Here is a 25,692-nt window from a genome sequence, read left to right as displayed (position 1 = left end):
CTTCTCCTCCTAGCGGGAAGCGGCGGCCTGAACCGGCGGCGCAGCCTTGAGCGACGCCGCAAGCATTCTGAACTCGTCCTCGCGCGGACTTGATTTGCGCCACGCCAGCACGATCCGGCGCGACCCGCGTGGCTCTTCCAGCCGACGCGCCTCGACCTTGGTGCCGTCGAGAAGGCCGGCGTCGACCGCCATCTGGGGCACGAAGGTGACGCCCAGCCCGTTGCTGACCATCTGCACCAACGTATGCAGCGACGTTCCCATCATCTGCGCGCGGGCGCGAAGGTCGGGCCGGTTGCAGGCCGACAAGGCGTGATCTTTCAGACAGTGCCCGTCTTCGAGCAGCAGCAGCCGTCCCTCGTCGATTTCCGCCGCCGTGACCGCGGAAGGCGGGGCTTCGCCGCTCGGGTAAGCCACCAGCAGGTCGTCGTCGAACAGGTCGGCATGGTCCACATCGCCGCAGGCGAACGGAAGGGCGAGCAGGACGCAGTCCAGCTGCCCGCGATGCAGTGCCTCGCAGGCCGCCTGGCTGGTCTCTTCGCGCAGAAACAGGCGCAGGCGCGGATATTCGTCGCGCAGGCGCGGCAGCATCGTCGGCAGCACAAACGGGGCGATCGTCGGGATGACGCCCATGCGAAGGTCGCCGGTCAGCGGCTTGCCTTCGGCCCTTGCCATGTCGGCCAATTCCTCCGCCTCGCGCAGGATGCGTTCGCCCTTGTCGGCGATTTTCTGTCCAAGCGGCGTGAAGCGGGTAACCCGGCGCGTGCGCTCGACCAAGGTGACGCCGAGCAGCGTCTCCAACTCCCGGATCCCCGCCGACAGGGTCGATTGGGTGACGAAGCAGGCATTGGCGGCCTTGCCGAAGTGGCCGTGCTTGCGAAGCGCGACGAGGTATTGGAGCTGCTTCAGGGTGGGCAGGTGTACGATCATCGTCTCATCCGATTAGTCGGATTGACCTTAATCGCTTCAAGCAATCAACGCCAGATGGCGTCAGGGCATGACCAGCCGGGCGCCGACGATCAGCAAGGTGACGGCCAGCACCGGGCGAAGAACGCGATCCGACACCTTGGTCGCCAGCAGGCTGCCGATGATGATGCCCGGAATCGAGCCGACCAGCAGCGAACCCATCAGGCTGAAATCGACCGCCCCGTACATCCAGTGACCGATGCCCGCGATCAGCGTCAGCGGCACGGCATGGGCAATGTCGCTGCCAGCAATGCGCGCCACCGGATAGCGAGGATAAAGGATCAGCAGCGCCGTCGTGCCGAGCGCACCCGCGCCGACCGATGTCAGCGACACCAGGATGCCGAGCGCGGCGCCCAGCACGACCGTCAGGCGCGTAACGTTGCGGCTCGACACATGCTCGGTCTCGTGCTGCATCGTCGTCACGATGCGCCGCTGGAACAGGATGGCGATACCGGTCAGCAGCAGCATGATGCCCAGCAACAGGCTGAGCACGCCCACCGCATGTTCTTCGAGTGTGCCGACGCGCGACATGACGAACAAGGTGATGATGGCGGCCGGAACACTTCCGCTGGCCAGCAGGCCGACCACCCGCCAGTCGACCGTCTTTTTCGGATGGTGGATGGCCGTGCCGACCGTCTTGGTCACCGACGCATAGAGCAGGTCGGTGCCGACGGCGGTCGCGGGGTGGAACCCGAACAGCAGCACCAGCAGCGGGGTCATCAGCGACCCGCCGCCCACGCCCGTCATGCCGACCAGCATGCCGACCAGCAGGCCTGCCACCGAATAAAGAGGATTATATCCCGCGAAAATGGCCTCGCCCCCCAACTGCCCAGTCAGGCGGCTTGTGCCCAAGCATCAAGGGCCGCGCAAGCGAGGATCGAGCGGTAATGAGGCGGGACATCTGGCAATTGCGGTCAAGCGAGCATAAATTGGCAGCCAAGGCTGTTTAAGGAACCCTATGTTTCGCGCACTGAGCGATTATCTGGACTCGATCAAATCCCGTGATCCGGCCGCGCGTTCCAAGTGGGAAGTCCTGACCTATCCCGGCGTGTGGGCGCTTGCCTTCCACCGGGTGGCGCACTGGCTGTTCGGCGGCCAGCTCTATTTCCTCGCGCGCCTGGTCAATCATCTCGCCCGCCTGCTGACCGCGATCGACATCCATCCAGGTGCGAAAATCGGGAAGGGCTTTTTCATCGACCATGGCTTCACCGTGATCGGCGAGACCGCCGAAATCGGCGATAATGTCACCATCTACCAGTGCGTAACGCTGGGCGGGACCAACCCCAGCGACGGCATTCCCGGCAAGCGCCATCCGACCATTGCCGACAATGTGGTGATCGGGTCGGGTGCCCAAGTGCTCGGACCGATCCTGGTGGGTGAGGGCGCGCGGATAGGCGCCAATTCGGTCGTGACCAAGGAAGTTGCGCCGGAGGCCACGATGGTCGGTATCCCCGCCAAGGCCGTGCTGGTCGACGCGACCGACGTGAAGGCGGGGTTCGTTCCCTATGGTACGCCGTGCAGCGAGATCGCAGATCCGGTTTTGGCCCGCCTGTGCGAGCTCGAACGGGAAATCGCCGAGCTTCGCGCCGTGCGTAAAGCGTCGCCCGCACCGCGGAGCAAAAGCGCTTGAGCGTCGTCACGCCGTTTCCGCAGCCGCGGGATCGGCAGCCGCTCGCCACCTTCGACCGTCAGGAACTGCAACGGATCCTCGACCTCTATGGACGGATGGTCGCGGCAGGGCATTGGCGTGACTACGGTTTGACCTTCGGCCCGCAGGCGGCGGTTCTCGCGGCCTTCCGCCGCACGGCCGAACGGCCTGAGGTCCGGATCGAAAAACACCCCCTGCTTCGGACGAAGCAGGGGGCGTATGTGCTGGTGTCGGAACATGGTGTGGTGCTGAAGCGGGGCCACGACCTGCAGAATGTCCTGGCCCCGCTGGAGCGCCGCCTTATGCGGCTGGTTGGGCAATAGGCGCCAGCCGGTCGAGATCGGGCAGGTGCGATCGGATCGCCGCCGGCATGAGCCCGACCACGACGCGCCGTGCCTGGTGCCAAAAGGCCGACAGGAGCAGCAGGGCCGAACCGATCACCAGCGCCGTGAGCGCAATGTTGAGTTCGACCGCGCCGACCTGCTTGAACAACTCGCTGAGCGCGTAGAGCACATAGGCCAGTGCCGAGACGAGCAGCGCACGCCGGTCGATGGCAAGCGCCGCGATCCCGAGCACGACGTAGAGCGCGATCACCACCAGCCCTTCGCCGACGGTCGCATTGCCGTCGTTGAGGCCGAGCAAGGTGAACACCGGATGCACGATCATCGGCGCGGCCAGCAGGTGGAGCCAGAAGGCAACGTCGCTGCGACGCGTGACGCGGGCAGGGTCGGACGAATCCCAGCGCATGGCAAACAGGAAAACCCCGATGCCGAGCGCCAGAACGAAGCCGAGCAGGGTGTTTTCGATACCCTCGGTCTTGCCGATCACCGCGGCGATCAGGCCGACGATGAATACGCAGACCGCGCCGGCGCCTGCCGCGACGGTGATCGGAACCTTGAACGTGCGCCAGTGCACCCAGGCTGCGGCGACCGCGACGATCGCCGCCACCGAACCGATAATGCCGGGCATCCATTCGTTGGCGTCGACCGATTGTTCGCCGACTGCGGTGATGATGCCGAACAGGCCGGTCAGGAAGATGCCGCCGACAAAGGCCAGCAGCAGCATGATCGACGGCAGCGCCATGCGCCGCTTGGCCGTGAAGAAAAGGGCCAGGCCCCACGCCGTGGCAGCGATGAACAGCGGGGCGAGCGGGCTCGGCCCAGCGGTTTCGATCGTCATGCCCAGCGACTGGCCGATCGACTGCCCGATCCAGCCCACTGCGAACAGCAGGATCGCGCTGGCGATCGCAACGAAGATGTCGTTGAAGCCGGTAATCAGCCGGAAATGTTCTTCGTCGACGCCGGGCAGTGCGCGCTGGCTTTCGACGAAGCTGCGAAGGGCGGTGGCGGCTTCGGGGCTGATGGCCCCTGCCGAGACCGCCTCGTCGAGATCGTTTTGACTATACATTAGGCGAATACCTCCCTGTCGCGGGAGGATGCCTCAACTGTGTTATTGTGTCAACACAGCAATTCGGAAGGGGGTGGCCGGCGCCGATCAGGGGGTGGGAGGTTGGCGCCGGCCGAACTGATAAACTCTAGCGGCAGCGCACGCGGCTGCGGTCGATCTGGCGACCGATCAGCGCACCGGCTGCAGCACCGATGATTGTACCGGTGGCGCGTTCGCCACGCGTATCGATCGCGCGGCCGATCAGCGCACCACCGGCAGCGCCGACGATTAGGCCGGTCGTTCCGTTCGAACGCTTGCAGCGCCAGCGGCCCTGCGAATCCTGCCACATGCGGCCGTTATAGTAACCGCTGTTGTGGGCGAAGCTGACGGTCGGAACCGCCGGAATGGTGAGGGTAGCGGCGGCGAGCGCCAGCATGGTCCTCCGCATGAAACAAACTCCTTTATCGTTGGTCGCACTGTGCAACGGGCCAACGATGGGATGGGTTTCATGAATAGAAGACAACGGGAATGGCCAGTTAACCATAAACGGCCGCATTAACGATGAACCGTTGGCCGCACGCAGGCGGCAGCGTGTGCGTTTGGCGCGAATTTACCGGTTCAGGCGAAAAAAAAGGCCGCCAACCCTGAGGGTCGGCGGCCTTTTGGGCGAAATGTCGAAAGATCAGGCGGCGATGGCCGATTTCAGGTCCTCGACCAGATCGGTCTTTTCCCACGGGAACAGGTCGCCTTCGGGCTTGCGGCCGAAGTGGCCATAGGCGGCAGTCGCCGAATAGATCGGCTTGTTGAGCTTCAGATGGGTACGGATGCCGCGCGGGGTCAGCTTGCCCAGCTTGTCGATCCTGCCGATCGCCGCTTCGATCGCGTCGTCGCCGACGGTGCCGGTGCCGTGCGTGTCGACGTACAGCGACAGCGGCTCGGAGACGCCGATGGCGTAGGCTAGCTGGATGGTGCAGCGACGGGCGAGGCCGGCCGCGACGATGTTCTTGGCGAGGTAGCGCGCGGCATAAGCCGCCGAACGGTCGACCTTGGTCGGATCCTTGCCGCTGAACGCGCCGCCGCCGTGCGGCGCAGCACCGCCATAGGTGTCGACGATGATCTTGCGGCCGGTGATACCAGCGTCGCCGTCCGGACCGCCGATTTCGAAACTGCCCGTCGGGTTGATGTGATAGACGGTCTCATTGCCCAGCAGCTCCGCCGGAAGCACGTCGGCGATGACCCGCTTCACATAGGCATGAAGTTCGGCTTCCTTCTCGCCCTGGTCGTAACCCTTGGCATGCTGGGTCGACACGACGATCGCCGTCGCCTTGACCGGCTTGCCGTTTTCGAAGCGCAGCGTGACCTGGCTCTTGGCGTCGGGCTCAAGGAACGGCGCCGCGCCCGAATGACGGTCGTCGGCCATGCGCTGCAGGATTTTGTGGCTGTAATCGAGGGTCGCCGGCATCAGGTCGGGCGTCTCGTCGCAGGCGAAGCCGAACATGATGCCCTGGTCGCCCGCGCCTTCGTCCTTGTCGCCGCCCGCGTCCACGCCCTGCGCAATATGCGCCGACTGCGGGTGGAGGTGGTTCGAAAAGTCGAGGCGGTCCCAGTGGAAGCCGTCCTGCTCATAGCCGATCTTCTTGACCGTGTTGCGCACCGCGCGCTCGATTTCCTCGCGGATGCCCGGAGCCCAGTTGCCCTCGGTGTCCATGATGCCCTGGCCGCGGATTTCGCCAGCAAGGACGACGCGGTTGGTGGTGGTCATGGTTTCGCACGCCACGCGTGCTTCCGGGTCCTTCGACAGGAACAGGTCGACGATCGCGTCGCTGATCTGGTCGGCAACCTTGTCGGGGTGGCCTTCGGAAACAGACTCGGACGTGAAAAGATAGGAGCTGCGCATGGAGAGACGTTCAATCCTTGGCTAAAAACGGCGGAATTTCAGGATATAAAGAAATCCTTATATCGCGCTGTAGCGACGGCGCCCCGCAATGGCAATCGCCGCCGCGACGAACAGCAAGCCCAATAGGTTGGGGATGACGTTGCCAAGCCGACCGAAGGGCGTGACCTGCGCAGCCTTGGGCGGGATCGACGACCAGATGATGCCGGCCTTGCGCCACGGCAGCTGGTCGACGACCTCGCCATGCGCGTCGACCAGCGCACTGATCCCGGTCGGAGTCGAACGAATGATCGGCAGCCCTTCCTCGGCCGCGCGCATCCGCGCCTGGGCAAGGTGCTGCGGCGGGCCCCAGCGTCCAAACCATGCGTCGTTCGACGGGTTGAAGATGAAGTCGGGGCGGTTGTCGCGGTCGACCACACGGCCGGAGAAGATGATTTCGTAGCAGACCTGGAAGCCGGCCTTGCCCCAGCCCTCAGGCAGCTCGAGCGTCCCGGGTCCCGGACCGGGCTGGAAATCACTGTCGCCTGGCGCTAGCCGCGACAGGCCGATGGCCGAAAGGATCGGCCGCATCGGAAGATATTCGCCATAGGGCACCAAATGCGACTTGTCGTAGCGGCCGACGAATTGGCCGTCGTCGCCAAGGATGAATACGCTGTTCGCCGCGCGATCGACCGTTTCCCCGTCACTCGACCGTAAGGTCAGTCCGCCCGTCATCAGCAGGTCGCGTCCGCTAAGTTTGGTGGCAATATCGCGCCGGGTTTCCTGCACAAAGGGGGCGGCTTCGGGTCGATTGTCGCTAAGCGGGAAGGTCACGGCCGCTTCCGGCCAAAATACCAGTTCCTGCCGATCGTCGCGGGGTGTCGACAGACGGCCCAGCTTGCCCAGCGCCATCCGCTCGAAGCCCGGATCCCACTTCACATCCTGTCCTATGTTGGGCTGGACGATGCGGATCGGGCGCGGTTGGGTGAGCGGCGCAAGCGTTGTGGACGGCAATATGCTGGCAAGCGCGAGAGGCACCGCAGCAATTGCAGCGCTTCGCCAATTGCGACGGATCGCGAGCCAGATGAGCCCGCCGCCGATCACCGTGAGCAGGGACAGGCCGTAGGTGCCGATGTAGGGCAGTGCCGCGGCCACCGGCGTGTCGATCAGCGCCGCACCGACCGGGTTCCACGGAAACCCGGTGAACACGACGCTGCGAAGCCATTCGGCAATCGCCCATGCACCGCCCAGGGCGAGGACCAGCGCCAGCGGCCTGCCTTTGCCGACCCGCCACGCAACGCCCGCCGCCATCATTGGGTAGACGGCGAGGTACAGGCTGAGCAGCGCGACGGCGACCCATCCCAGCCACGCCGGCATCGCTGCCTGGAAGGTGAAGGCGGTGGCGATCCAGTTGAGGCCCACGGTGAATTGGCCGACGCCGAACAGCCAACCCAGCAGCATGGCCCTTCGAAACGTCGGCGCCTGGTCGATCAGCAAGGCCAGTGCGGCGATGGCAATCGGCATGAGCGGCCACCAGGCCAGCGGCTGGAAAGCTGCGGCGGATGCTAGGCCGATCGCAAGGGCTATGAGCGCGTGGGGCCGACGGGCGATGGGATCTGACATGCCGCGCCTCTTAAGCATGGCTTGGCGCGGTTGACGAGGGGGTGGTGTCAAGGCGCGGCGCTGACCCGCCAAATCTTGTTCCCGACATCGTCGGCGACCAGCAGGCTGCCGTCCTTGGCGACAATCACGTTGACGGGACGACCGTAAGCCGTGTCGTCGACGCGAAACCCGGTCAGGATCGGGATCGGCTTGGCCTTGAGGTCGGGCCGCGCGCCGCTGAACGGGACGAAGGCGACCTGGTATCCGCTCCACGGCTTGCGGTTCCACGATCCATGCTCGCCGATGAACGCGCCGTTGGCGAAGCGCTCGCCCAGCTTGGCCCCGGTCGAAAACGCAAGGCCGAGTGGCGCCACGTGACTGCCGAGCGCATAGTCAGGCGCGATTGCCTTGGCGACCATATCGGGGTTTGCGGGTTTCACCCGTGCATCGACATGCTGGCCGTAATAGCTCCACGGCCATCCGTAGAAAGCGCCGGGCGTAACGTGGGTGAGATAATCGGGGACGAGGTCGTTGCCGAGCTCGTCGCGTTCGTTGGCGACCAGCCACAATTCGCTGCTTCCAGGGTGCCAGGCCAGCGCAGTTGGATTGCGCAGACCGCTGGCGACGATCTTGTAGTCGCCGGTCTTCGCGTCGACCCGCCAAACGGCGGCGCGACCCTTTTCCATTTCTAGCCCGTTCTCGCCGATGTTGGAGTTCGAACCGATTCCTACATACATCGCCCTACCGTCGGGGCTGGCGAGCAGCGCCTTTGTCCAGTGATGGTTGTAGCCGGACGGCAGCTGGGTGACCAGCCGCGGTGTGGCCGAAATGCTGGTGTCGCCCGGCTTGAACGGCACCGCGATGAGGCCATCGGCGTTGGCAACGAATAGCTCGCCGTTGGCGTAGGCCATGCCGAACGGGCTCATCAGGTAACGGTCGAGCAAAACCAATTTGGTCTCCGCGACCCCGTCGCCATTGGCGTCGCGCAACAGCATGATCTTGTCCGGGCTGCCCGAATGCGAGCCCGCCTTGCGCATCAGGATGTCCTGAATCGTACCCTTGATCGCCCCGCCGGTATGATCCGTCCCTGGTGCATCCGTCAGCGCAACCAAGACATCGCCGTTCGGCAGCATGATCAACGATCGCGGATGCGGCAGGTCTTCGGCAAAGGCGTTGACCTGCAGCCCTTCGGCGGCCGTAGGCGTCTTGCCCTGTGGCCAGCCCTTGGCGTCGGCAACGTTTACTTCGGGCAGCAACGTCTTGTTGGGCGCGACCAGTACTGGGTCTGGCCCTTGTGTTTGCGCGAAATCGAAGGTGGAGGCGGAGTGACAGGCGGCGAGGGTGGCGACGGACGCCATGAGGGCAAGCTTACGAACCATGCGCCTATAACGGACGCAGCGCCCGCTGGTTTCAGTCCGCTTCGCTTTCGACCGCCGGTTCGGGCGCGTACAGTCTGAGCCGGATCATCCGTTTGGCATCCGCTTCGACACTCTCGATCTTCCAGCCTGAGGGATGCTCAACGGATTCGCCCGGCTCCATGATGCGGCCGGCAAGGAGGAAGGCCAGGCCGCCGATGGTGTCGACCTCGTCGTCTTCGGCGATCAGGCGCGCGTCGACATCGCGGGCGATCTCGTCCAATTCGGTGCGCGCTTCGGCCTCCCACAGGCCGTCGTCGAGCAATTTGAGGCCGGCGGCTTCGAGTTCGTCATGCTCGTCCTCAATCTCGCCGACGATTTCCTCGACCACGTCTTCGATGGTGACGAGGCCTTCGGTCCCGCCGAATTCGTCGACCACGATCGCCAAATGGACGCGCTCGGTCCGCATGCGGGCCAGCAGGTCGAGCACGCCCATGCTTTCCGGAACGAACAGCGGGTTGCGCAGCAGCCCCTCGATCGTCCGCGGGCGCGACGCGTCGTGCTGGGCCTTGAACACATCCTTGATGTGAATCATGCCGATAATGTCGTCGAGGTCGTCGCCGGTCACCGGCAGGCGACTATGCTCGGCATCGGCAAAGGCGGCGACCAGCTCGTCGAAGCTGACCTCCCGGCTGACCGAGATAATGTCGCCGCGCGTCACCGAAATGTCGGCCGCGGTGCGGTCGCCGAAATGCAGCAGGTTTCGCAGCATCTGGCGCTCGAGCGGGGAGAGGTCGCCGCGCTTTTGCGGCTCGCTGTCCGCCTCGTCGATCGCCTCTTCGATCTGGTCGCGCAGCGTCGATTCTTCCTCGCCGAAGATCAGCGCGCGCATGCCGCGCCATAATCGCGATCCGCCTTCGTCGTCGTGCCGGGTCGCCATCAGTCGCGATCTCTGTAGGGATCGGAAATGCCGATGCGGGCCAGGGCCCTCGTCTCTCGCGCTTCCATGTCGGTGGCGCTGTCGTCGTCCATGTGATCGTAACCTAGCAAATGCAGCGTCCCGTGCACCATCAGGTGCGCGGCGTGCTGCTGGATGGGAATGGCCTTGTCGGCGGCCTCCTCGGCGCACACCCCATGAGCCAGAATGATGTCGCCGAGCATCAGTTCCGGCCCGGGCGTCAGCGCGTCGTCGATTTCATCGGCCTCGGCCATGGGAAAGGACAGGACGTTGGTGGGCCTGTCCTTGTCGCGCCACTGGCGGTTGAGTTCATGCACCTCGTCATTGCCTGCGAGCCGGATCGACAGTTCGACCGGCCGGGCGGCTGCGCTCAGTTGCGGAAAGGCGCTTTCGGCGATGGCGGAGGTGGCAGCCGACCGGGCGAGGTCCGCCCAGTCGATGCTACTGTCCCACTCCGGATCGGCGTCGAGGATGATGTCGAGGGTCATGTTGCGGGGCCCTCATAGGCCTCCACGATACGTCCGACCAGTGGGTGACGCACGACATCGGCCGCGCTGAAGCGGACCATCGACAATTTGGGAATGCCCTCCAGCTTCTGCACCGCATCGTTGAGGCCCGACTGGACGCCGTTGGGAAGGTCGGTCTGATTGGGATCGCCGCACACGACCATGCGGCTGTTCATGCCGAAGCGGGTGAGGAACATCTTCATCTGCTGCGGCGTGGTGTTCTGCGCCTCGTCGAGGATGATGAAGGCATCGCTCAGCGTGCGGCCGCGCATGAAGGCGATCGGCGCGATTTCGATTTCGCCCGAGGCCAGCCGACGCTCGACCTGTTCGTTGGGCAGCATGTCGTACAACGCATCGTAGAGCGGGCGGAGATAGGGATCGACCTTCTCCTTCATGTCGCCGGGCAGGAAGCCCAGCCGCTCGCCCGCCTCGACTGCGGGGCGCGACAGGATGAGGCGATCGACCTGACCGGTGATCAGCATCTGCACCGCCTGCGCCACCGCCAGATAGGTCTTGCCGGTGCCCGCCGGTCCCAGCGCAAAAATCATGTCGTCGCGGGCCAGCGCTTCCATGTAACGCGTCTGGACCAGGCTGCGCGGAACGATGGTCTTCTTGCGCGTGCGGATCATCACCTTGGGCGCATGACCCACTTCTTCGCTGACGATCCCGTCGAACAAGGGCTGGTTGGCCATGCCGATCACCGCCTCGACCGCCGCCGTGTCGACGTCCTGGCCCTGGTCGAGCCGGTCGTAGAGACCCATCAGCACTTCGCGGGCGCGGGCCGCCGATTCGGCTTCGCCCTCGATCATCACGCGGTTGCCGCGCGCGGCGATGTGCACGCCGAGGCGGTCCTCGATCATCACCAGGTGACGGTCATAATCCCCGAAGAGCGGCCCCAACAGGTAGGGCTGTTCGAACTCCATCTCCAGCCGGGCCCGGTCGGGCGTATCGACAGCGCGGAGGTCGGGGCGTTTTCCCATCAGGTGGTGACTTTCTCTCTCTGGAGGATGCCGCCCATCGAATTGGGCAGCGCATGCGTGATCTCGACATCGACGAGATCGCCGATCTTGGCGTCGGTTTCGACGAAGACCGACTGCAGCCAAGGCGACTTGCCGATCATCTGGCCGGGCAGGCGACCCTTGCGGTCGATCAGGATTCGGGTGGATTTGCCAATGGTGGCGCGGTTGAAGGCGAGGCTGTGCTCGGCAAGTCGAGCGTGTAGGCGTTGCAGCCGCTCGTCCATCACCTCTTGTGCCACCGCTCCTTCCATCGTCGCGGCCGGGGTACCGGGCCGCGGGCTGTATTTGAAACTGTACGCCGAAGCGTATCCGACCGCATCGACGATGGCGAGCGTGTCTTCGAAATCTTTTTCGGTTTCGCCCGGGAAGCCGACGATGAAGTCGCCGGAAATGGCGATGTCGGGCCGCGCGACGCGCATTTTATCCAGCACTTTCAGATAGCTGTCGGCACTGTGGCTGCGATTCATCGCTTTCAATATTTTGTCCGAACCCGACTGAACTGGCAGGTGCAGGTAGGGCATCAGCTTGTCGACTTCGGCATGGGCGGCGATGAGGCCGTCGGTCATGTCGTTGGGGTGGCTGGTCGTGTAGCGAATCCGCTCCAGCCCATCGATCCGGGCAATCTCGCGGATCAGCGTGTCGAGACCGCCGTCGTACGCATTGACGTTCTGGCCGAGCAGCGTGAGCTCTTTCGCGCCGCCTTCGACCAGCGCCTGCGCTTCGGCGACGACATCGGAGAACGGCCGGCTGATCTCGGCGCCGCGAGTGTAGGGCACGACGCAATAGGTGCAGAATTTGTCGCAGCCTTCCTGCACCGTCAGGAAAGCACTGGGCCCACTGCGCTTGCGGGCAGGGAGGGCGCCGAACTTGGAAATCGCCGGCATGTCGGTATCGACCGGGCGCTGGCCCGCCGCGACCTCGGCGACCATGTCGGGCAGGCGGTGATAGGCCTGCGGGCCGACCACCAAGTCGATCAATTTCGACCGGTTCTTCGCTTCCGCGCCTTCGGCCTGCGCGACGCAGCCGGCCAGCGCAATCACCGGCTTGCTGCCGTCCTCGCGCTTGAGGCGGCCGACGTCCGAATAAGCCTTCTCCGCCGCCTTCTCGCGAATGTGGCAGGTATTGAGCACGACGAGATCGGCGTCTTCGCCCTCGGCGGCGGCGGTCATGCCTTGGGCGCCGAGCAGCTCGGCCATGCGCTCGCCGTCATAGACGTTCATCTGGCAGCCGAAGCTTTTGACGCGGTAAGTCTTGGGAAGATCAGTCATTTCGCGGCAGCCTATAGGGCCGAACTCCCATGGACGGAAGGGAGCGCGGCGGCGATCGCGGCATGTGCCTGCTGCGCCAAAATCTTGCGATTGTGGTGCGGGGGCAGGGGGTCGAGCAGCTTCACCGTCATGCGGAACGACCCGCGCCGCCCCAGAACGCGCATGGCATTTTCGACGCCCGGCTCGCCGCCCACCCAGGCGATTTCTTCGGTCGCCTCATGGTAGTCGAGCGCCACCGGACGAACCACCGCGCCCTCCGGTGGCGGCGCCACCGCATGAAGCAGCGTCGTTCGGAAGGGCAGCAGCCGCTTGCCGTCGCTCGTCGTTCCTTCGGGGAACACTGCCAGCGGTTGGCCGCGGCTCAGCGCTTCGCCGATGCGGCGGATCTGGTCGTGGGATTCGCTGCGGGCCGAACGGTCGACATAGACGGTGCGGTTCTGGTCGGCGAGCCAGCCGATCAGCGGCACCTTCTTTACCTCCGCCTTCGACACGAACGCAGCGCCCGTAGTTCCCGCCATGACGACGATGTCGAGCCAGGTGACATGGTTGGCAATGACGAAACTGCCGGAACACAAGGGTCGGCCTTCGACGTTCGGCCGTACGCCAACGATCCGCGCGACGCCCGCGAGGAACCGCCGTGGCCAGCGGCTGGTTCCGGTCAGCCATTTGGCGACGAGGTGCAGCGGCAAGCACAGCGCCAGCCAACCTGCCAGCGCGGCGATCCGGGCATAGGCCCGCCAACGGTGCGAGGGGACCTTAGTTGTCGCGTTCGACACGGACGCCGTACAGCTCCATGCGATGGTCGACCAGGCGGAAGCCCAGGCGCTGCGCAATCCGCCGCTGCAATTCTTCCAGCTCCTCGTCGACGAACTCGATGACCTCGCCGGTCTCGACGTTGATCAGATGATCGTGATGGCTCTCCGATGCCGCTTCATAGCGCGAACGCCCATCACCGAACTCATGCCGCTCCAGGATGCCAGCCTCTTCGAACAGGCGAACGGTGCGATACACGGTCGCGATCGAAATATTGGGGTCGACCGCCGCTGCACGCGCGTGCAGCGTTTCGACATCGGGATGATCTTCGCTTTCGCCCAGCACCTTGGCGATGGTCTTGCGCTGTTCGGTGATGCGCAGACCCTTGTCGGCACAAAGCTGTTCGATGTCGATGGTGCGATGCATGAGCAAAAGACTAGGGACGAAGTCGCGAAATGAAAAGGGGAGGCGATGAACGCCTCCCCTGAAAAATCCGTCGTTGATCGGGGGATCAAGCAGATTTGGCGCGAAGGCGAAGCTTACTTCGCCTTGCGCGTCGTCTTGCGGCGCTTGGTGCCCAGACCGATCGCCTTGGCGAGCGAGCGGCGCTGTTCGGCATAGTTGGGGGCGACCATCGGATAGTCGGCGGCAAGGCCCCATTTCTGCCGGTACTGGTCAGGCGTCATCTGATAATGGGTCATCAGATGCCGCTTCAGCATCTTCAGCTTCTTCCCGTCTTCAAGGCAGACGATATAGTCCGGCTTGATCGACGAGCGAATGGGCACCTTGGGTTCGGGTTTGGCTTCGGCGGCCGGGCCCGATCCGGTGATGCCGGCAAGGGCACCGTGCACATTCTGGATCAGCATAGGCAGGTCATTCACCGCCACGCTGTTGTTGCCGACATGCGCCGCGACGATATCCGCGGTGAGCGTGATCAGCAGATCATCGGTCTGGTTGTTGTCCATAGTTAATATTCCCGAGCAATTCATCTCCGCATACATGGCAAAGTTACGCGCCAGTAACTGTCACGCTACCGATATTTACTTTGTAATCAAATGATTTCGGAGAAAAGAAGGTCAATCTGCTCGAGAAGGTATCGACATGGTCAGCGCATCGTAACGCTGCCCATCCTGAGCCTTGTAATAGTCGCGGCGTCGCCCGACCAATTCGTACCCTGCCTGTTGGTAGAGCCGGATGGCCGTATTTCCGTCGCGTACTTCAAGGTGGATGTGACGCGCCCCCAGGCTCCGACTGTGCCCTGTGAAATGTTCGAGCAGCGCCTTCCCAGCACCCCGACCATGATGGTCCGGGTCGACAGCCAGCAACAGCAGTTCGGATTCGTCCAGCACCGTCCGGGCAAGCGCGAACCCGACCGGCGCGCCGTCCAGGGCGGCGATGGTCAGCGTAACACCCGGCATGGGCAGAATCCCGCTGCACTGAGAGCGCGTCCAGGCTTCGCCGAAGCAGGGGTCGAAAGACCGGTTCATGATCGCCATCACGGCATCCAAATCCTCGACATGCCCGGCGCGGAGCAGGATCATGTCGGGCGCGCTGACCATCAGGCAGCAGCCTTTGGTTTGGCGTCGGGTGCGCGGGCGTAGATAGGCTTGCAGTCGAGCGAGCGTAGCAGCGGCGGCAGTTTCATCGCGTTCGACGCCGAGGGAAACAGCGGCAGCGCTTGCCCACGTCCCCGCGCCGCGACCAGCGCTTCGGCGCCGCTGCCGACCACGACCGGCGCGTCGGTGATCGCGGCGGCTTCGTCAGGTCGCAGGTTCATCACCGGACCGTGGGTATTGAGCTTGTGCCGGTCGAAGGTCTGGACGAACAATTCGCCATGGCCGCCGCTGACCGCTGCAGCCACCTTGCCGTCTTCGTCGGGTGAACCGGCGACGAGCAGGGCGAGGCTGTTCATGCCGGTCAGCGGCACGCTCCAGCCGATCGCCATGCCATGCGCAGCGGCAATGCCAACGCGAAGGCCGGTGAAGCTACCGGGTCCCACACCGACGATGATCCGCGTCGGCACATGACCGCTCAACATATCTTCGATCATCGGCACCAGCCGCTCGGCATGCCCGCGCCCAATTTCGATGTCGCGCGCAGCGATGATCGAACCGTCCGGATCGAGCAGGGCGGCGGTGCAGGCGGCAGTCGAGGTGTCGAGCGCAAGGATCAACGGGGTCTCCTTCCCGATGACAGTCGAGCGAATGAAGGCACGGAGCGTTCCGCGCTTCAAGTACAAAATTGTCGGCTAGCGGTCAGACCGCTTCGACGGTCTCGACCTCGGGGACATAATGTTTGATGAGGCTTTCGATCCCGCGCTTCAGCGTGATCGTGGAGCTGGGGCAGCCCGAACAGGCGCCCTGCATCTCGACATAGAGCTTGCCGTCGCGGTAGCCGCGATAGACGATGCTGCCGCCGTCGTTGGCGACCGCCGGCTGGACGCGGGTTTCGAGCAAATCCTTGATCTGGTCGATGATGTCGGCGTCCTCGGGGTCTTCCTCGATCGATAGCGGCTCGTCCGGCGCAACCTCGATCCCCGCCGCCGTGCCCTGTCGGAACAACGGCGCGTCGAGCATGAAATGGTCGAGCAGCAGCGTCAGCACTTCGGGCTCTAGCTGGTCCCATTCGACGGTCGGGGCGGCGGAAACGCTGATGAAGTCGCGGCCGAAATAGACGCCGTCCACCATGCCTGTGGCGAAGATCGCCTCGGCCAGCGGGCTCGCCTCCGCCGCTTCGGGCGAGGCGAAGTCGCGGCCGCCGCTTTCCATCACGGTCTTGCCGGGCAGGAACTTGCGGGTCGCCGGGTTGGGCGTCTTTTCGATTTCGATCAGCATGGGTGCGATGTGGTCCTTCAGGCGTCCGCGATCAAGCCGGCGGCGTCCAGCTGTCGTCGATCATCTGGATGAGCGCGGAAAAATCCTTGTTGGCGCCGCCGCGGTCGACGAAGCGCTGGTACAGCTCTTCGGCCTCCCCGCCCATCGGGGTGTAGGCACCGGCCGCCTGCGCGGCCTCCATCGCCAGCTTCAGATCCTTCAGCATCAGCGCCGCCGCGAAGCCGCCTTCGTAACCGCGGTCGGCAGGAGTCTCGGGCCCCACGCCGGGAACCGGGCAATAGCTGGTCATCGACCAGCTCTGGCCGCTCGCCTTGGACGAAATGTCGTAGAAGGTCTGCGGATTGAGCCCCAGCTTCTGTGCCAGCACGAATGCTTCGCAGGTCGCCGCCATGGTCGCGCCGAGCAGCATGTTGTTGACGATCTTTGCCGCCTGTCCCGCGCCCGCGTCGCCGGCGTGGATCACCGCCTTGCCCATCTTCTCCAGATAGGGCTGCGCCTTGACGAAGCCTTCGTCGCTGCCGCCGACCATGAAGGTCAGCGTCCCGCCCTCGGCTGCCGCGATGCCGCCCGACACCGGTGCATCGACCATCGCGTATCCCGCAAAGGCGGCTTCATCGGCGACCTGCTTGGCAGTGGCGACGTCGATGGTCGAACAATCCATCAGGATGGCGCTTTTGGGGGCCTTGCCCAGCACGCTGTCGCGGTAGACGCCTGCGACATGCTTGCCAGCCGGCAGCATGGTGACGACCGCATCGACACCCTCGACCGCCGCCTCTGCGCTGTCGGCGATGGTGCAGCCATTGGCCTTGGCCCGCTCCAGCGCGGCTTCGGCGAGGTCGAAGGCGACGACGTCATGCCCCGCCTTGGCCAGGTTCGCGGCCATCCCGCCGCCCATATTGCCCAGTCCGATGAAGGCGATCTTGGCCATGCGTCCTACTCCCTCACTTGCCCGTCCAGTTGCCCGGGCGCTTTTCGACGAAGGCGGTCATGCCTTCCTTCTGGTCCTGCGTGCCGAACAGGCCGTGGAACAGTCGGCGTTCGAAGTTGATGCCCTGCGTCAGGCCCATGTCGAAGGCGGCGTTGACCATTTCCTTGTTGGCGATTGCGGCGAGCGGGGCCATGCCCGCGATCGCTTCGGCGGTCTTCAGCGCTTCGGCGACGAGGTCGGCGGCGGGCACGACGCGGGCGGCAAGGCCCGAACGTTCCGCTTCCGCCGCATCCATCATCCGGCCGGTCAGGCACATTTCCATCGCCTTGGCCTTGCCCACCGCATGGGCCAGCCGCTGCGACCCGCCCATGCCCGGCGTCACGCCCAGCTTGATTTCGGGCTGGCCGAACTTGGCGTTGTCGCCGGCGATGATGAAGTCGGCCATCATCGCCACTTCGCAGCCGCCACCCAGCGCATAACCATTGACCGCGGCGATCCACGGCTTGCGGGTCGCGGTGACCTTTTCCCAGCCCTTGAAGAAGTCCGACGCATACATGTCGGCAAAGCCTTGGCTCTGCATTTCCTTGATGTCCGCACCCGCCGCGAACGCCTTCTCGCTGCCGGTCAGCACCAGGCAGCGCTGCGAGGCGTCGGCGTCATAGGCGGCGAAGGCGTCGATCAGCTCTTTCAGCACTGTCGAATTGAGCGCGTTCAGCGCCTGCGGGCGGTTCAGGGTGACCAGCGTCACCGCGCCTTTCTGTTCGACCAGGATGGTTTCGTAGCTCATGCGTGACCTCTCAATAATCGAACGGGCGCCATTCTTCCTCGACCGGAAGCGGCTCGAAAAAGGCGGCGACGTCGCGGTCGCCGATCGACACGGGGTTGGACGAGTTCCAGTCCGGCTTGTTGTCCTTGTCGATCAGCAGCGCGCGCACCCCTTCCTTGAAATCGGGGTGGTGGATGATGCGGACCATGATCCCATATTCCATCCGCATCTCGTCGACGAAATGCAGCTGGTAGGGGCTTTCCTGCAGCAGCTTCAGGCTGACCTTGCAGGCCATCGGCGATTTCTTGCGGATGGTGTCGGCTTCCTTGGCCGCCCATTCGTCACCCTCCGCCGCGCCTTCGTCGAGCGCATCGAGGATATCCTCCAGCCTGTCGCTCGCGAAATAGCGGTCGATCTTGGCGAGGTTGCCGGTAATGCGGGCGGGCGGGACATCGTCCTCGCTCAGTTCGTCGAGAATCGCCTGGGTGCGGAACGGCTGGGCCATGATCCGCTCCTTGGCCAGCTCTAGCCGGTCGGACGGAATGTAGTGGGTCGCCAGCCGGAGCTTGAGGCACTCCGCCCCGTCCAGTCTCGCACCGGTGAGCGCGAGGAACTGGGCCAGGCGCCCGCGCAGTCGCGACAGGTAGCGCCCACCGCCGACGTCGGGGAAAATGCCGATCGTCGTCTCGGGCATCGCCAGCACGGTGCGCTCGGTCGCGACGCGAAAGCGGCAGGGACAGGCGATGCCGACGCCGCCGCCCATCGTCACCCCGTCCATGAAGGCCACCCCCGGCTTGGGGTAGGTATATTCGAGGTGATTGAGCCGATATTCGTCGAAGAAGAAGGCGCGCGCCGCAGCCTCATGCCCATCGACGTCCTGGCTGATCGTGACCACGTCGCCGCCCGCGCAGAACCCCCGACCGTCGGCATGGTCGATCAGGATGATGCGCACGTCAGGATCGTCGCGCCATTCGTGAAGCGCGGCGGACATGTCGCGCACCATCTGGCGGTTCAGGCTGTGCAGCGCCTTGGGCCGGTTGAGGCGCAGGCGTCCGGCGAGCCCCTCCTTGTAGGTCAGGACGTCGCGCGTTTCGGTAGCGGTCTCGGTCATCATATCCATGTTATCAGGGCATCTTCGCGTAGGAACCGGGAGCGGGCTCGATGCCATCGTCGATCTTGCGGGCGGAAACGGTCTTGCCGCTGCCCTTGCCGTCGAGCCATCCGGTCCAGTGCGGCCACCAGCTGCCCTCGTGCTTGATCGCCTTGTCCAGCCATTGCTCGGCCTCGCCGTCAGGCTTGGGGCCGGTCCAATAACCGTGCTTCATCCGCTCCGGCGGGTTGATGACGCCGGCGTTATGCCCGCTGCCGCCAAGGATGAAGTCGGCGCCGAGGTCCCGCGCGCCGCGATAGACGGCGTCCCAAGCGCTGACATGATCGTCCTTGAGCGCGATCACCATCATCGGCGTCTTGATGGCGGCCAAGTCGATATTGACCCCGCCGACGGTAAAGCCCGCCGCGTCTTTCAGCCGGTTGTTGAGCAGTAGGTCGCGGTTGTAGCTCTTTAGGAAGGCTGCCGGAATCCGCGCGCCATCCTCGAACCAATAAAGCAGGTCGCTTGCCGGCGCCTCGCGGTCGAGGAGGTAGTGGTCCACTACGCTAGACCAGATGAGGTCGTTGGCGCGCATTGCGGCGAACAGGCGCTGCAGCTCGACGCTGTCGATATAGCCCTGACCTTCGAGATGATCCTCGAGGGCTTCCAGATGCCCTTCATGGACGAACGCAGACCAGTCGCGCATGTCGGAAAAGTCGACGAGGCTGCCGATCAGCGTGGCCGAATTGACCTCCTTCTCGCGTTTGGCTGCGGCGAGGTAGGCCAGTGCCAGGGCGACCAGCGTTCCGCCAAGGCAGAAGCTAAACAGGTCGGGCGAGACCCGCGTGCGGTTGCGGACCACCTCGATCGCCTCGACGATGCCTTCAAGGACATAGGCATCGACGTCCTTGTCCTTGTGCCTGGCGCCCGGGTTGACCCAGCTGATGACGAACACGGTGCGACCCTGCTCAACCAGCCACTTCACGAAGCTCTGCCTCGGCGTCAGGTCGATCATGTAGAAGCGGTTGACCAGCGGCGGGACGTAGAGCAGCGGCTCGGCCGCGACCTTGTCGGTGGTCGGCGTGTACTGGATCAGCTGGAACAGGTCGTTCTGGTAAACCACCTCGCCCGGCGTCGCGGCGATGGTCACGCCTTTCTCGAACGCCTTCGGGTCGGTGCGGCGGCGGACGATGCCCTTGCCGCTCAAAATATCCTCCAGCAGGTTGGCAAAGCCCTGCACCAGGTTCGCGCCGCCGGTTTCCTTGATCCGTTTCACCACGTCCGGGTTGGTGAAGGCGTAGTTGGCGGGCGAAATGGCGTTGAGGTACTGATCCAGGAGGAAGCGCGTCATGGCCAGCGCACTGTCGTCGCCATCGCCGAGGGAAACCACGTCCCGCAGCTGCTTGGAGGCGAGCAGATAGGCATCGCGAACGCTGCGATAATAGGCGTCGTCTTGCCATTCAGCTGAGGCAAAGCGGCGGTCTCGCGGCTTTTCGCTCAGCCGACCCGACATCGCGCCAATCCAGAAGTCGCCCCATTGCTTGGCGGCTTCGACCTGAACCTGCATCAGGTCCTGCGGCCGCATCGCCAGGCTCATCGCGACTTCTCCGGTCGCCTGGGCGATGGCGAAGGGATCGAAGGGCAGGGTGGGCTTGATACCGCCGGTCATCATTTTCTCGGCGGCCTCGCGCATCTGCTTGGCAATGGCGTCCATCATCCTACTGGCGCGTCAGTTCGCGGCCGACGATCATGCGCATGACCTGGTTGGTGCCTTCGAGGATCGAATGGACGCGAAGGTCGCGCCAGAAGCGCTCGATCGGGTAATCCTGCAGGTATCCGTAGCCGCCGTGCAGCTGCAGCGCGCGGTCGACGACGCTGCTGCCGGTGTCGGTGGCAAGGCGCTTGGCCATCGCCGCGAACTTGCTCTTGTCGGGCGCGTTGGCCGTGACCTTGGCGGCCGCAACATAGAGCAGGTAGCGCGCGGCCTGCAGCTCGGTTTCCATGTCGGCCAGCATGAACTGGGTGTTCTGGAAATCGACGATCGCCTTGCCGAACTGCTTGCGCTCCTTGGTGTAGTTGATGGCTTCGTCGAGGCAGCGCTGCGCCCCGCCCAGCGAGCAGGCGCCGATGTTGAGGCGGCCGCCGTCGAGGCCCATCATCGCGATGCGGAAGCCTTCGCCTTCGCCGCCGACGCGGTTCGACACCGGCACGCGCACTTCGTCGAAATTGACCTGCGCGGTCGGCTGCGAATGCCAGCCGAGCTTCTTTTCGTTCGCGCCGAACGATACGCCCGGCATGTCCTTTTCGATCACCAGGCAGCTGATGCCCTTGGGCCCTTCGTCGCCGGTGCGGACCATGGTGACATAAATCTCGTTCTCGCCACCGCCCGAGATGAAGGCCTTGCTGCCGCTGACGACATAATGGTCGCCGTCGCGCACCGCTTTCGTCTTCAGCGCCGCCGCGTCCGACCCGCTCGACGGTTCGGTCAGGCAGTAGGACGCGATCCGCTCCATCGGGATCAGCGAGGGGAGGTACTTTTCCTTCAGATCCTGCGATCCGAAGCGGTCGATCATCCAGCTCGCCATATTGTGGATCGAGATGAAGGCGCTGGTCGAGGGGCACCCATAGGCCATCGCCTCCATGATCAATGCCGCCTCGAGCCGTCCAAGCCCAATCCCGCCCGACTCTTCGCTGACGTAGATCGACCCGAAGCCAAGCTCTGCCGCCTGCTGGATCGTCTCTTTCGGGAAGATATGCTTTTCGTCCCATTCCGCCGCGAAGGGCGTGATGGCGTCGGCGGTGAATTTCTGCGCCATCTCCTGGATCTGGCGCTGGTCGTCGCTGAGGTCGAATTGCTGCATGGGCAAGGCCCCTAGCACTGCAAAACGACCCCCGCCAGATGCAGCTTAGGCGCAGCGCTTGTAGGTGAAGCTGCCGTCTTTGTCCTCGCGCTTCAGCGTGTCTCCGGTAATGGTCAGCGTCTCGACCTTATCCCACTTCATTCCTTCGCCGACGAAGTTGAAGTTGGCGGAATAGCTGGTCGCGATGGCGGGGCGCTGTCCGGCCAGCGTGGCCGTCGCCTCGTAGAAGCGCAGCGTCAGCGGGTCGATTTCGATCAGGCCCTTGGCGATGTCGGCCTTCTTGGGGTCGCAATCGTTTGCATTCATTCCCCAGCGGCCATGATATTGGGCCGGGATGGTCGGGATCGCGTTCTTGTCGGTGGTCGCGGTGCTGTTGGTGGTGTCGGTAGCATTGCCCCCATCCTCGCTCGGCGGCAGCGTTTCTACATCGGTGTCGGCAATATTATTGCCTTCGTCGATGGCAAGCGGTTCTTCCCCCTTCTGACAGGCGGCGAGGAGGGCAAGGGCGAGCGTCGCGGTGACAGTCCGTTTGATCATAAAGGGCCAACGCGGTCCGGGCAGTTTGGATGCACGGTTCAACGCCGCTGGATAAGGTCCCATCGATTGCCCCACGGGTCGCGGAAGACAGCCACCGTGCCGTATGGCTCGTGGCGCGGCTCCTCCTCAAAGGTGCCGCCGGCTGCGGCGATCGCGGCATGGCTGGCGGCGAAGTCTTCGGTGTGGGCGAACAGGCCGACGCGGCCACCGAACTGGTTGCCGACGGCGGCCAGCTCCGCCGGCTTCTTCGCCTTTGCGAGGAGGAGCGCGCCGCCGCCGCCGCCGTCGCCTTCGATCACCACCCAGCGCTTGCCATCGCCGAGGTCGCTGTCCTCGACGAGGCGGAAGCCCATCGCGCCGCAATAGAAGGCGATGGCTTCGTCGTAGTCGGTGACGAGCAGGGCGGCGTAGGCGAGTTTCACGCAGTTCAATCCTTCTGGCTGGTGGCGGCAGGCGGTTCGTCCAGCAGGATCTGGTCCCACCCATAGTTGAGATTGAAGATGCAGTGGCTGCGATCCAGCGGCACAATACGGATCCGCTCCAGCATGGAATCGTCCATATGGCTTCCGCGCAGGGCGCTTCCTTCGATCCACGCCACCAGATGCTCTTTCCGGTTGATCTGGCCACCCCACTTGGTCTCATCGAGTGGACCGAACACGGCGTAGCGGGGCGCGCCGCCGTCTTCCCGCCGCATGGCAATCCGGACGCCCGATCGAAGCACAACTTCTTCGTCGAACCGCGCTCTGGTAGCCCAAGAATGTCCGTCGCGAATGATGAGCCAGCCGCGCGGCGTCTGGATTTCCGCGGTGCCGATGTGGATTCCGAGCGCTACCTTCTTGAGGGTCTCTCCGGGACCGAGAACATAAGCCGTCTGCTCCCCGCAAACGACCCTGGGCGTGCTCGCCGCTGCGATCGTTGCCGCCAGTGTCAACCCAAGCATCACCGACCCCCTGCTAACCTAAGGTCGGACCAGATTACGCGTTTCGATCGTCGACCCCATCACCCCATCGTCGGGATGATGAACGCTTCCTTGTGATCGCCCGCCGCGGTGCCGTCGGGCCAGCGCTGGGTCACGACCTTGGTCTTGGTCCAGAAGCGCAGGCCTTCTTGGCCGTATTGGCCGATGTCGCCGAAGCCGCTGCGCTTCCACCCGCCGAAGCTGTGGTAGCTGACCGGCACAGGGATCGGCACGTTGACGCCGACCATGCCGACGTTGACGCGGCTGACGAATTCGCGCGCCGCGTGGCCGTTGCGGGTGAAGATGGCGACGCCGTTGCCATATTCATGCTCGCTCGGCAGGCGCACCGCCTCTTCGAAATTGGCGGCGCGGACGATCTGCAGCACCGGGCCGAAAATCTCTTCCTTGTAAGTGCGCATATCGGGCGTGACGCGGTCGAACAGCGTCGGCCCGACGAAGAAGCCTTTTTCATGGCCTTGGAGCGTGAAGCCGCGGCCGTCGACGACCAGCTCGGCGCCTTCGTCGACGCCCATCTGGATGTAGCTTTCGACGCGGTCCTTGTGCGCCTGCGTGACGACCGGGCCGTAATGCGCATCGGCGTCGGTCGAAATTCCGACCTTCAGCGCGGCAATCGCGGGGAGCAGCTTTTCGCGCAAAGCGTCGGCGGTGTCTTCGCCGACCGGAACGACGACCGGCAGGGCCATGCAGCGCTCGCCCGCCGACCCGAACGCCGCGCCGGTAAGGTCGTTGACGACCTGGTCGAGATCGGCGTCGGGCAGGACGATGCCATGGTTCTTGGCGCCGCCGAACGCCTGCACCCGCTTCCCGTTCGCGGTGCCGCGCGAGTAGATATATTGCGCAATGTCGGACGAACCGACGAAGCTGATGCCGGCGATGTCCTTATGATCGAGGATCGCGTCGACCATTTCCTTGTCGCCATGGACGACGTTCAGCACGCCGTCGGGAAGGCCCGCTTCCTTCATCAGTTCAGCGAGGCGCACCGGCACCGACGGGTCGCGTTCCGACGGCTTCAGGATGAAGGCGTTGCCGCAGGCGATCGCCATGCCGAACATCCACATCGGGATCATCGCCGGGAAGTTGAACGGGGTGATGCCCGCGCCGATGCCTAGCGGCTGGCGCATCGAATAGACGTCAATGCCCGGGCCGGCGCCCTGCGTATATTCGCCCTTCAGTGCCTGCGGGATGCCGCAGCAATATTCGATGACTTCGAGGCCGCGCTGGATGTCGCCCTTGGCGTCGGCAATGACCTTGCCATGCTCGGACGCGAGCAGTTCGGCCAAGCTGTCCATGTTCTGCTCGAGCAGTTCCTTGAACTTGAACATGACGCGGGCGCGGCGCTGCGGGTTGGTCGCGGCCCACGCCGGCTGCGCGGCCTTCGCGGCATCGACCGCCTTGTCGAGCGTGGCCAGCGTGCCAAGGCCGACCTCGGCCTGCACTTCACCATGGCTGGGGTTCCAGACCTGCCCGCTGCGTGGCGCGTCGACATGGGAGGAACCGTTGATGAAGTGGGCAATGCTGCGCATGGGAAGGGGCCTCTTCTGGATTTGTTTGGCCGTTCCCTAATCGCTCGCGAAGGTATTGGCTAGGCGGGGATGGCGCCTAGGCGGGACAATTGCCGTAATGCGCCTTCAGCAATTTCTCCCACGCTTCCTGCCCGCCGAGCTGGGTTCGTTCCAGCTTGAGGCGAAAGTCGCTCATGCCGGGATGGTTGGGCACGCTCGCTTCGGCCTCGAGGATCGCGCCGGTCACCGGGTCGGTCCACAAGGTCCCTCTGCCGTCCTTGCCTGAGATGAAGTGCAGGTCGAAGCGGCGCGCAGGCCGACCGTCATGATCCTCGATCCCCCGATGCGCGGCATGGATGGTCGCCATGTGCGTCAGGAAGTCCGCGCTTTCCGGCCAGATCAGCGCGAAGGCGAACATAAGGTCGGTCTCGGGCTTCACCTCTTGCAAATAAGCGTTGAGGTCGCCGAGGTCGTAATCGAACAGGAACCACGGCATGCCTTGGGGCAGGGTGGTCGTGTCGCTCATCCGGCCGGGCGGCAGGTCGGCCCAGGCCGACAGGGTGCGCGTGGCAGGGTCGAGGTCGATCCGCCCGAATTTCGCCTGGCTGCCGTCCTTGGCGACCTTGCCTGCGTCGAGCGCCTTCGGCTCCCATGCCGCCGTATCCATCTGCGCGGTGACATAGGCGGCGGTCGTGCATTTGCTCGACCATTTATAGACCGCAACATTCTCTCGGCTGGGGCGGAAGTGAACGATGTTCTCCGCCTCGCTGCCGTCGCGATTGGAACGGACGTAATGGCGGATCAGCCCGTCGGGCGCAGCGGACGAGGCGAGCGAAGCGGCAAGGATAAGGCTCAACATGCCGC

29 protein-coding genes are annotated in these 25,692 nt (G+C 64.4%); 2 read left to right on the top strand and 27 right to left on the bottom strand.

Annotation, left to right across the window (positions count from 1 at the left end; translation table 11 throughout):
- Positions 1-9: 9 nt before the first annotated feature.
- Both G570_RS10765 and G570_RS10760 read right to left on the bottom strand, forming a co-directional pair.
- Positions 10-927: a hydrogen peroxide-inducible genes activator gene (locus tag G570_RS10765; RefSeq protein ID WP_037502190.1), complete on the bottom strand. Its 918-nt coding sequence runs from the start codon at positions 925-927 to the stop codon at positions 10-12.
- A gap of 60 nt (positions 928-987) precedes the next feature.
- A complete protein-coding gene (locus tag G570_RS10760; RefSeq protein WP_281169514.1) occupies positions 988-1,788 on the bottom strand; it encodes a sulfite exporter TauE/SafE family protein in 801 nt (266 codons plus the stop codon).
- A 133-nt stretch (positions 1,789-1,921) separates the two neighbouring features.
- Here G570_RS10760 and epsC point away from each other — a divergent pair, with 133 nt between their 5' ends.
- The gene (gene epsC, locus G570_RS10755; RefSeq protein ID WP_037502187.1) at positions 1,922-2,593 is read left to right on the top strand and encodes a serine O-acetyltransferase EpsC; all 672 of its coding nucleotides are present in this window, start codon (positions 1,922-1,924) and stop codon (positions 2,591-2,593) included.
- Positions 2,590-2,934 carry a DUF2794 domain-containing protein gene (locus G570_RS10750; RefSeq protein ID WP_037502184.1) on the top strand — a complete coding sequence of 115 codons (345 nt, stop codon included), beginning with the start codon at positions 2,590-2,592 and terminating at the stop codon, positions 2,932-2,934. Before epsC ends, G570_RS10750 begins: the two co-directional genes overlap by 4 nt.
- On the opposite strand, the gene G570_RS10745 is transcribed toward G570_RS10750, so the two are convergent.
- The 25 genes from G570_RS10745 to G570_RS10625 all read right to left on the bottom strand — a co-directional run bounded on the left by G570_RS10745 (position 2,912) and on the right by G570_RS10625 (position 25,687).
- On the bottom strand, positions 2,912-4,018 hold the full coding sequence (locus G570_RS10745) for a hypothetical protein (protein WP_037502181.1): 1,107 nt from the start codon (positions 4,016-4,018) through the stop codon (positions 2,912-2,914). The genes G570_RS10750 and G570_RS10745 overlap by 23 nt on opposite strands.
- A 127-nt stretch (positions 4,019-4,145) precedes the next feature.
- Positions 4,146-4,445: a glycine zipper 2TM domain-containing protein gene (locus G570_RS10740; RefSeq protein WP_037502178.1), complete on the bottom strand. Its 300-nt coding sequence runs from the start codon at positions 4,443-4,445 to the stop codon at positions 4,146-4,148.
- Positions 4,446-4,679: 234 nt separating this feature from the next.
- Positions 4,680-5,894 (bottom strand): methionine adenosyltransferase, encoded by a 1,215-nt coding sequence (gene metK / locus G570_RS10735; RefSeq protein WP_037502175.1) that lies wholly within the window; start codon positions 5,892-5,894, stop codon positions 4,680-4,682.
- 57 nt (positions 5,895-5,951) lie between these two features.
- Complete coding sequence (gene lnt / locus G570_RS10730; protein ID WP_037502172.1) at positions 5,952-7,493, bottom strand: apolipoprotein N-acyltransferase; 1,542 nt, start codon at positions 7,491-7,493, stop codon at positions 5,952-5,954.
- A 47-nt stretch (positions 7,494-7,540) separates the two neighbouring features.
- The gene (locus tag G570_RS10725; RefSeq protein WP_037502169.1) at positions 7,541-8,851 is read right to left on the bottom strand and encodes a PQQ-dependent sugar dehydrogenase; all 1,311 of its coding nucleotides are present in this window, start codon (positions 8,849-8,851) and stop codon (positions 7,541-7,543) included.
- Positions 8,852-8,882: 31 nt separating this feature from the next.
- Entirely contained in the window at positions 8,883-9,767 is an 885-nt protein-coding gene (locus G570_RS10720) for a hemolysin family protein (RefSeq protein WP_037502166.1), read from the bottom strand.
- The gene (ybeY, locus tag G570_RS10715; RefSeq protein WP_037502163.1) at positions 9,767-10,273 is read right to left on the bottom strand and encodes an rRNA maturation RNase YbeY; all 507 of its coding nucleotides are present in this window, start codon (positions 10,271-10,273) and stop codon (positions 9,767-9,769) included. Before ybeY ends, G570_RS10720 begins: the two co-directional genes overlap by 1 nt.
- Complete coding sequence (locus G570_RS10710) at positions 10,270-11,271, bottom strand: PhoH family protein (RefSeq protein WP_037502159.1); 1,002 nt, start codon at positions 11,269-11,271, stop codon at positions 10,270-10,272. Before G570_RS10710 ends, ybeY begins: the two co-directional genes overlap by 4 nt.
- Positions 11,271-12,578, bottom strand: coding sequence for a tRNA (N6-isopentenyl adenosine(37)-C2)-methylthiotransferase MiaB (miaB, locus tag G570_RS10705; RefSeq protein ID WP_037502156.1), 1,308 nt, complete (start codon positions 12,576-12,578; stop codon positions 11,271-11,273). Before miaB ends, G570_RS10710 begins: the two co-directional genes overlap by 1 nt.
- A gap of 11 nt (positions 12,579-12,589) precedes the next feature.
- Positions 12,590-13,354, bottom strand: a complete 765-nt coding sequence (locus G570_RS10700) for a lysophospholipid acyltransferase family protein (protein WP_051504307.1) — start codon at positions 13,352-13,354, stop codon at positions 12,590-12,592.
- Positions 13,335-13,757: a Fur family transcriptional regulator gene (locus tag G570_RS10695; protein WP_037502153.1), complete on the bottom strand. Its 423-nt coding sequence runs from the start codon at positions 13,755-13,757 to the stop codon at positions 13,335-13,337. Before G570_RS10695 ends, G570_RS10700 begins: the two co-directional genes overlap by 20 nt.
- 113 nt (positions 13,758-13,870) lie before the next feature.
- The gene (locus G570_RS10690) at positions 13,871-14,296 is read right to left on the bottom strand and encodes a Ros/MucR family transcriptional regulator (protein WP_037502150.1); all 426 of its coding nucleotides are present in this window, start codon (positions 14,294-14,296) and stop codon (positions 13,871-13,873) included.
- Between the two features lie 111 nt (positions 14,297-14,407).
- On the bottom strand, positions 14,408-14,890 hold the full coding sequence (rimI, locus tag G570_RS10685) for a ribosomal protein S18-alanine N-acetyltransferase (protein ID WP_051504305.1): 483 nt from the start codon (positions 14,888-14,890) through the stop codon (positions 14,408-14,410).
- Complete coding sequence (gene tsaB / locus G570_RS10680; protein WP_037504110.1) at positions 14,890-15,504, bottom strand: tRNA (adenosine(37)-N6)-threonylcarbamoyltransferase complex dimerization subunit type 1 TsaB; 615 nt, start codon at positions 15,502-15,504, stop codon at positions 14,890-14,892. Before tsaB ends, rimI begins: the two co-directional genes overlap by 1 nt.
- Before the next feature lie 82 nt (positions 15,505-15,586).
- On the bottom strand, positions 15,587-16,165 hold the full coding sequence (locus G570_RS10675) for a NifU family protein (RefSeq protein WP_037502147.1): 579 nt from the start codon (positions 16,163-16,165) through the stop codon (positions 15,587-15,589).
- 31 nt (positions 16,166-16,196) lie between these two features.
- Positions 16,197-17,093, bottom strand: coding sequence for a 3-hydroxyisobutyrate dehydrogenase (gene mmsB / locus G570_RS10670; RefSeq protein WP_037502145.1), 897 nt, complete (start codon positions 17,091-17,093; stop codon positions 16,197-16,199).
- Positions 17,094-17,106: 13 nt separating this feature from the next.
- Positions 17,107-17,880, bottom strand: coding sequence for an enoyl-CoA hydratase (locus G570_RS10665; protein ID WP_037502142.1), 774 nt, complete (start codon positions 17,878-17,880; stop codon positions 17,107-17,109).
- A gap of 10 nt (positions 17,881-17,890) precedes the next feature.
- Positions 17,891-18,970 carry an enoyl-CoA hydratase/isomerase family protein gene (locus tag G570_RS10660; protein WP_037504109.1) on the bottom strand — a complete coding sequence of 360 codons (1,080 nt, stop codon included), beginning with the start codon at positions 18,968-18,970 and terminating at the stop codon, positions 17,891-17,893.
- 13 nt (positions 18,971-18,983) lie between these two features.
- Positions 18,984-20,666, bottom strand: coding sequence for a PHA/PHB synthase family protein (locus G570_RS10655; RefSeq protein WP_051504303.1), 1,683 nt, complete (start codon positions 20,664-20,666; stop codon positions 18,984-18,986).
- Between the two features lies 1 nt (position 20,667).
- Positions 20,668-21,810 carry an acyl-CoA dehydrogenase family protein gene (locus G570_RS10650; RefSeq protein WP_037502140.1) on the bottom strand — a complete coding sequence of 381 codons (1,143 nt, stop codon included), beginning with the start codon at positions 21,808-21,810 and terminating at the stop codon, positions 20,668-20,670.
- A gap of 45 nt (positions 21,811-21,855) precedes the next feature.
- Positions 21,856-22,347: a hypothetical protein gene (locus G570_RS13250; RefSeq protein ID WP_051504302.1), complete on the bottom strand. Its 492-nt coding sequence runs from the start codon at positions 22,345-22,347 to the stop codon at positions 21,856-21,858.
- A gap of 38 nt (positions 22,348-22,385) precedes the next feature.
- Positions 22,386-22,769 (bottom strand): VOC family protein, encoded by a 384-nt coding sequence (locus G570_RS10640; RefSeq protein ID WP_037502136.1) that lies wholly within the window; start codon positions 22,767-22,769, stop codon positions 22,386-22,388.
- A 5-nt stretch (positions 22,770-22,774) separates the two neighbouring features.
- Positions 22,775-23,287, bottom strand: a complete 513-nt coding sequence (locus G570_RS10635) for a hypothetical protein (protein WP_037502134.1) — start codon at positions 23,285-23,287, stop codon at positions 22,775-22,777.
- A gap of 59 nt (positions 23,288-23,346) precedes the next feature.
- Positions 23,347-24,849 carry a CoA-acylating methylmalonate-semialdehyde dehydrogenase gene (locus tag G570_RS10630; protein WP_037502131.1) on the bottom strand — a complete coding sequence of 501 codons (1,503 nt, stop codon included), beginning with the start codon at positions 24,847-24,849 and terminating at the stop codon, positions 23,347-23,349.
- Positions 24,850-24,925: 76 nt separating this feature from the next.
- The gene (locus tag G570_RS10625; RefSeq protein ID WP_037502129.1) at positions 24,926-25,687 is read right to left on the bottom strand and encodes a hypothetical protein; all 762 of its coding nucleotides are present in this window, start codon (positions 25,685-25,687) and stop codon (positions 24,926-24,928) included.
- Positions 25,688-25,692: the final 5 nt, after the last annotated feature.

The organism is Sphingomonas jaspsi DSM 18422 (genome assembly GCF_000585415.1).
Taxonomy (GTDB): Bacteria; Pseudomonadota; Alphaproteobacteria; order Sphingomonadales; family Sphingomonadaceae; genus Sphingomicrobium; species Sphingomicrobium jaspsi.
Note: the sequence above shows the minus strand (reverse complement) of the source record. Positions and strands in the feature narration are given on the sequence as shown.

Coding starts and splice junctions, on each gene's coding strand:
- G570_RS10630 (WP_037502131.1), bottom strand. CDS start 24,849: ATGCGCAGCATTGCCCACTTCATCAACGGTTCCTCCCATGTCGACGCG.
- epsC (WP_037502187.1), top strand. CDS start 1,922: ATGTTTCGCGCACTGAGCGATTATCTGGACTCGATCAAATCCCGTGAT.
- G570_RS10660 (WP_037504109.1), bottom strand. CDS start 18,970: ATGACCGAGACCGCTACCGAAACGCGCGACGTCCTGACCTACAAGGAG.
- G570_RS10725 (WP_037502169.1), bottom strand. CDS start 8,851: ATGGTTCGTAAGCTTGCCCTCATGGCGTCCGTCGCCACCCTCGCCGCC.
- rimI (WP_051504305.1), bottom strand. CDS start 14,890: ATGGTCAGCGCGCCCGACATGATCCTGCTCCGCGCCGGGCATGTCGAG.
- G570_RS10625 (WP_037502129.1), bottom strand. CDS start 25,687: ATGTTGAGCCTTATCCTTGCCGCTTCGCTCGCCTCGTCCGCTGCGCCC.
- G570_RS10710 (WP_037502159.1), bottom strand. CDS start 11,271: ATGGGAAAACGCCCCGACCTCCGCGCTGTCGATACGCCCGACCGGGCC.
- G570_RS10635 (WP_037502134.1), bottom strand. CDS start 23,287: ATGCTTGGGTTGACACTGGCGGCAACGATCGCAGCGGCGAGCACGCCC.
- G570_RS10695 (WP_037502153.1), bottom strand. CDS start 13,757: ATGCATCGCACCATCGACATCGAACAGCTTTGTGCCGACAAGGGTCTG.
- G570_RS10650 (WP_037502140.1), bottom strand. CDS start 21,810: ATGCAGCAATTCGACCTCAGCGACGACCAGCGCCAGATCCAGGAGATG.
- miaB (WP_037502156.1), bottom strand. CDS start 12,578: ATGACTGATCTTCCCAAGACTTACCGCGTCAAAAGCTTCGGCTGCCAG.
- ybeY (WP_037502163.1), bottom strand. CDS start 10,273: ATGACCCTCGACATCATCCTCGACGCCGATCCGGAGTGGGACAGTAGC.
- G570_RS13250 (WP_051504302.1), bottom strand. CDS start 22,347: ATGATCAAACGGACTGTCACCGCGACGCTCGCCCTTGCCCTCCTCGCC.
- G570_RS10765 (WP_037502190.1), bottom strand. CDS start 927: ATGATCGTACACCTGCCCACCCTGAAGCAGCTCCAATACCTCGTCGCG.
- mmsB (WP_037502145.1), bottom strand. CDS start 17,093: ATGGCCAAGATCGCCTTCATCGGACTGGGCAATATGGGCGGCGGGATG.
- lnt (WP_037502172.1), bottom strand. CDS start 7,493: ATGTCAGATCCCATCGCCCGTCGGCCCCACGCGCTCATAGCCCTTGCG.
- G570_RS10675 (WP_037502147.1), bottom strand. CDS start 16,165: ATGCTGATCGAAATCGAAAAGACGCCCAACCCGGCGACCCGCAAGTTC.
- metK (WP_037502175.1), bottom strand. CDS start 5,894: ATGCGCAGCTCCTATCTTTTCACGTCCGAGTCTGTTTCCGAAGGCCAC.
- G570_RS10665 (WP_037502142.1), bottom strand. CDS start 17,880: ATGAGCTACGAAACCATCCTGGTCGAACAGAAAGGCGCGGTGACGCTG.
- G570_RS10740 (WP_037502178.1), bottom strand. CDS start 4,445: ATGCGGAGGACCATGCTGGCGCTCGCCGCCGCTACCCTCACCATTCCG.
- G570_RS10720 (WP_037502166.1), bottom strand. CDS start 9,767: ATGGCGACCCGGCACGACGACGAAGGCGGATCGCGATTATGGCGCGGC.
- G570_RS10690 (WP_037502150.1), bottom strand. CDS start 14,296: ATGGACAACAACCAGACCGATGATCTGCTGATCACGCTCACCGCGGAT.
- G570_RS10655 (WP_051504303.1), bottom strand. CDS start 20,666: ATGATGGACGCCATTGCCAAGCAGATGCGCGAGGCCGCCGAGAAAATG.
- G570_RS10745 (WP_037502181.1), bottom strand. CDS start 4,018: ATGTATAGTCAAAACGATCTCGACGAGGCGGTCTCGGCAGGGGCCATC.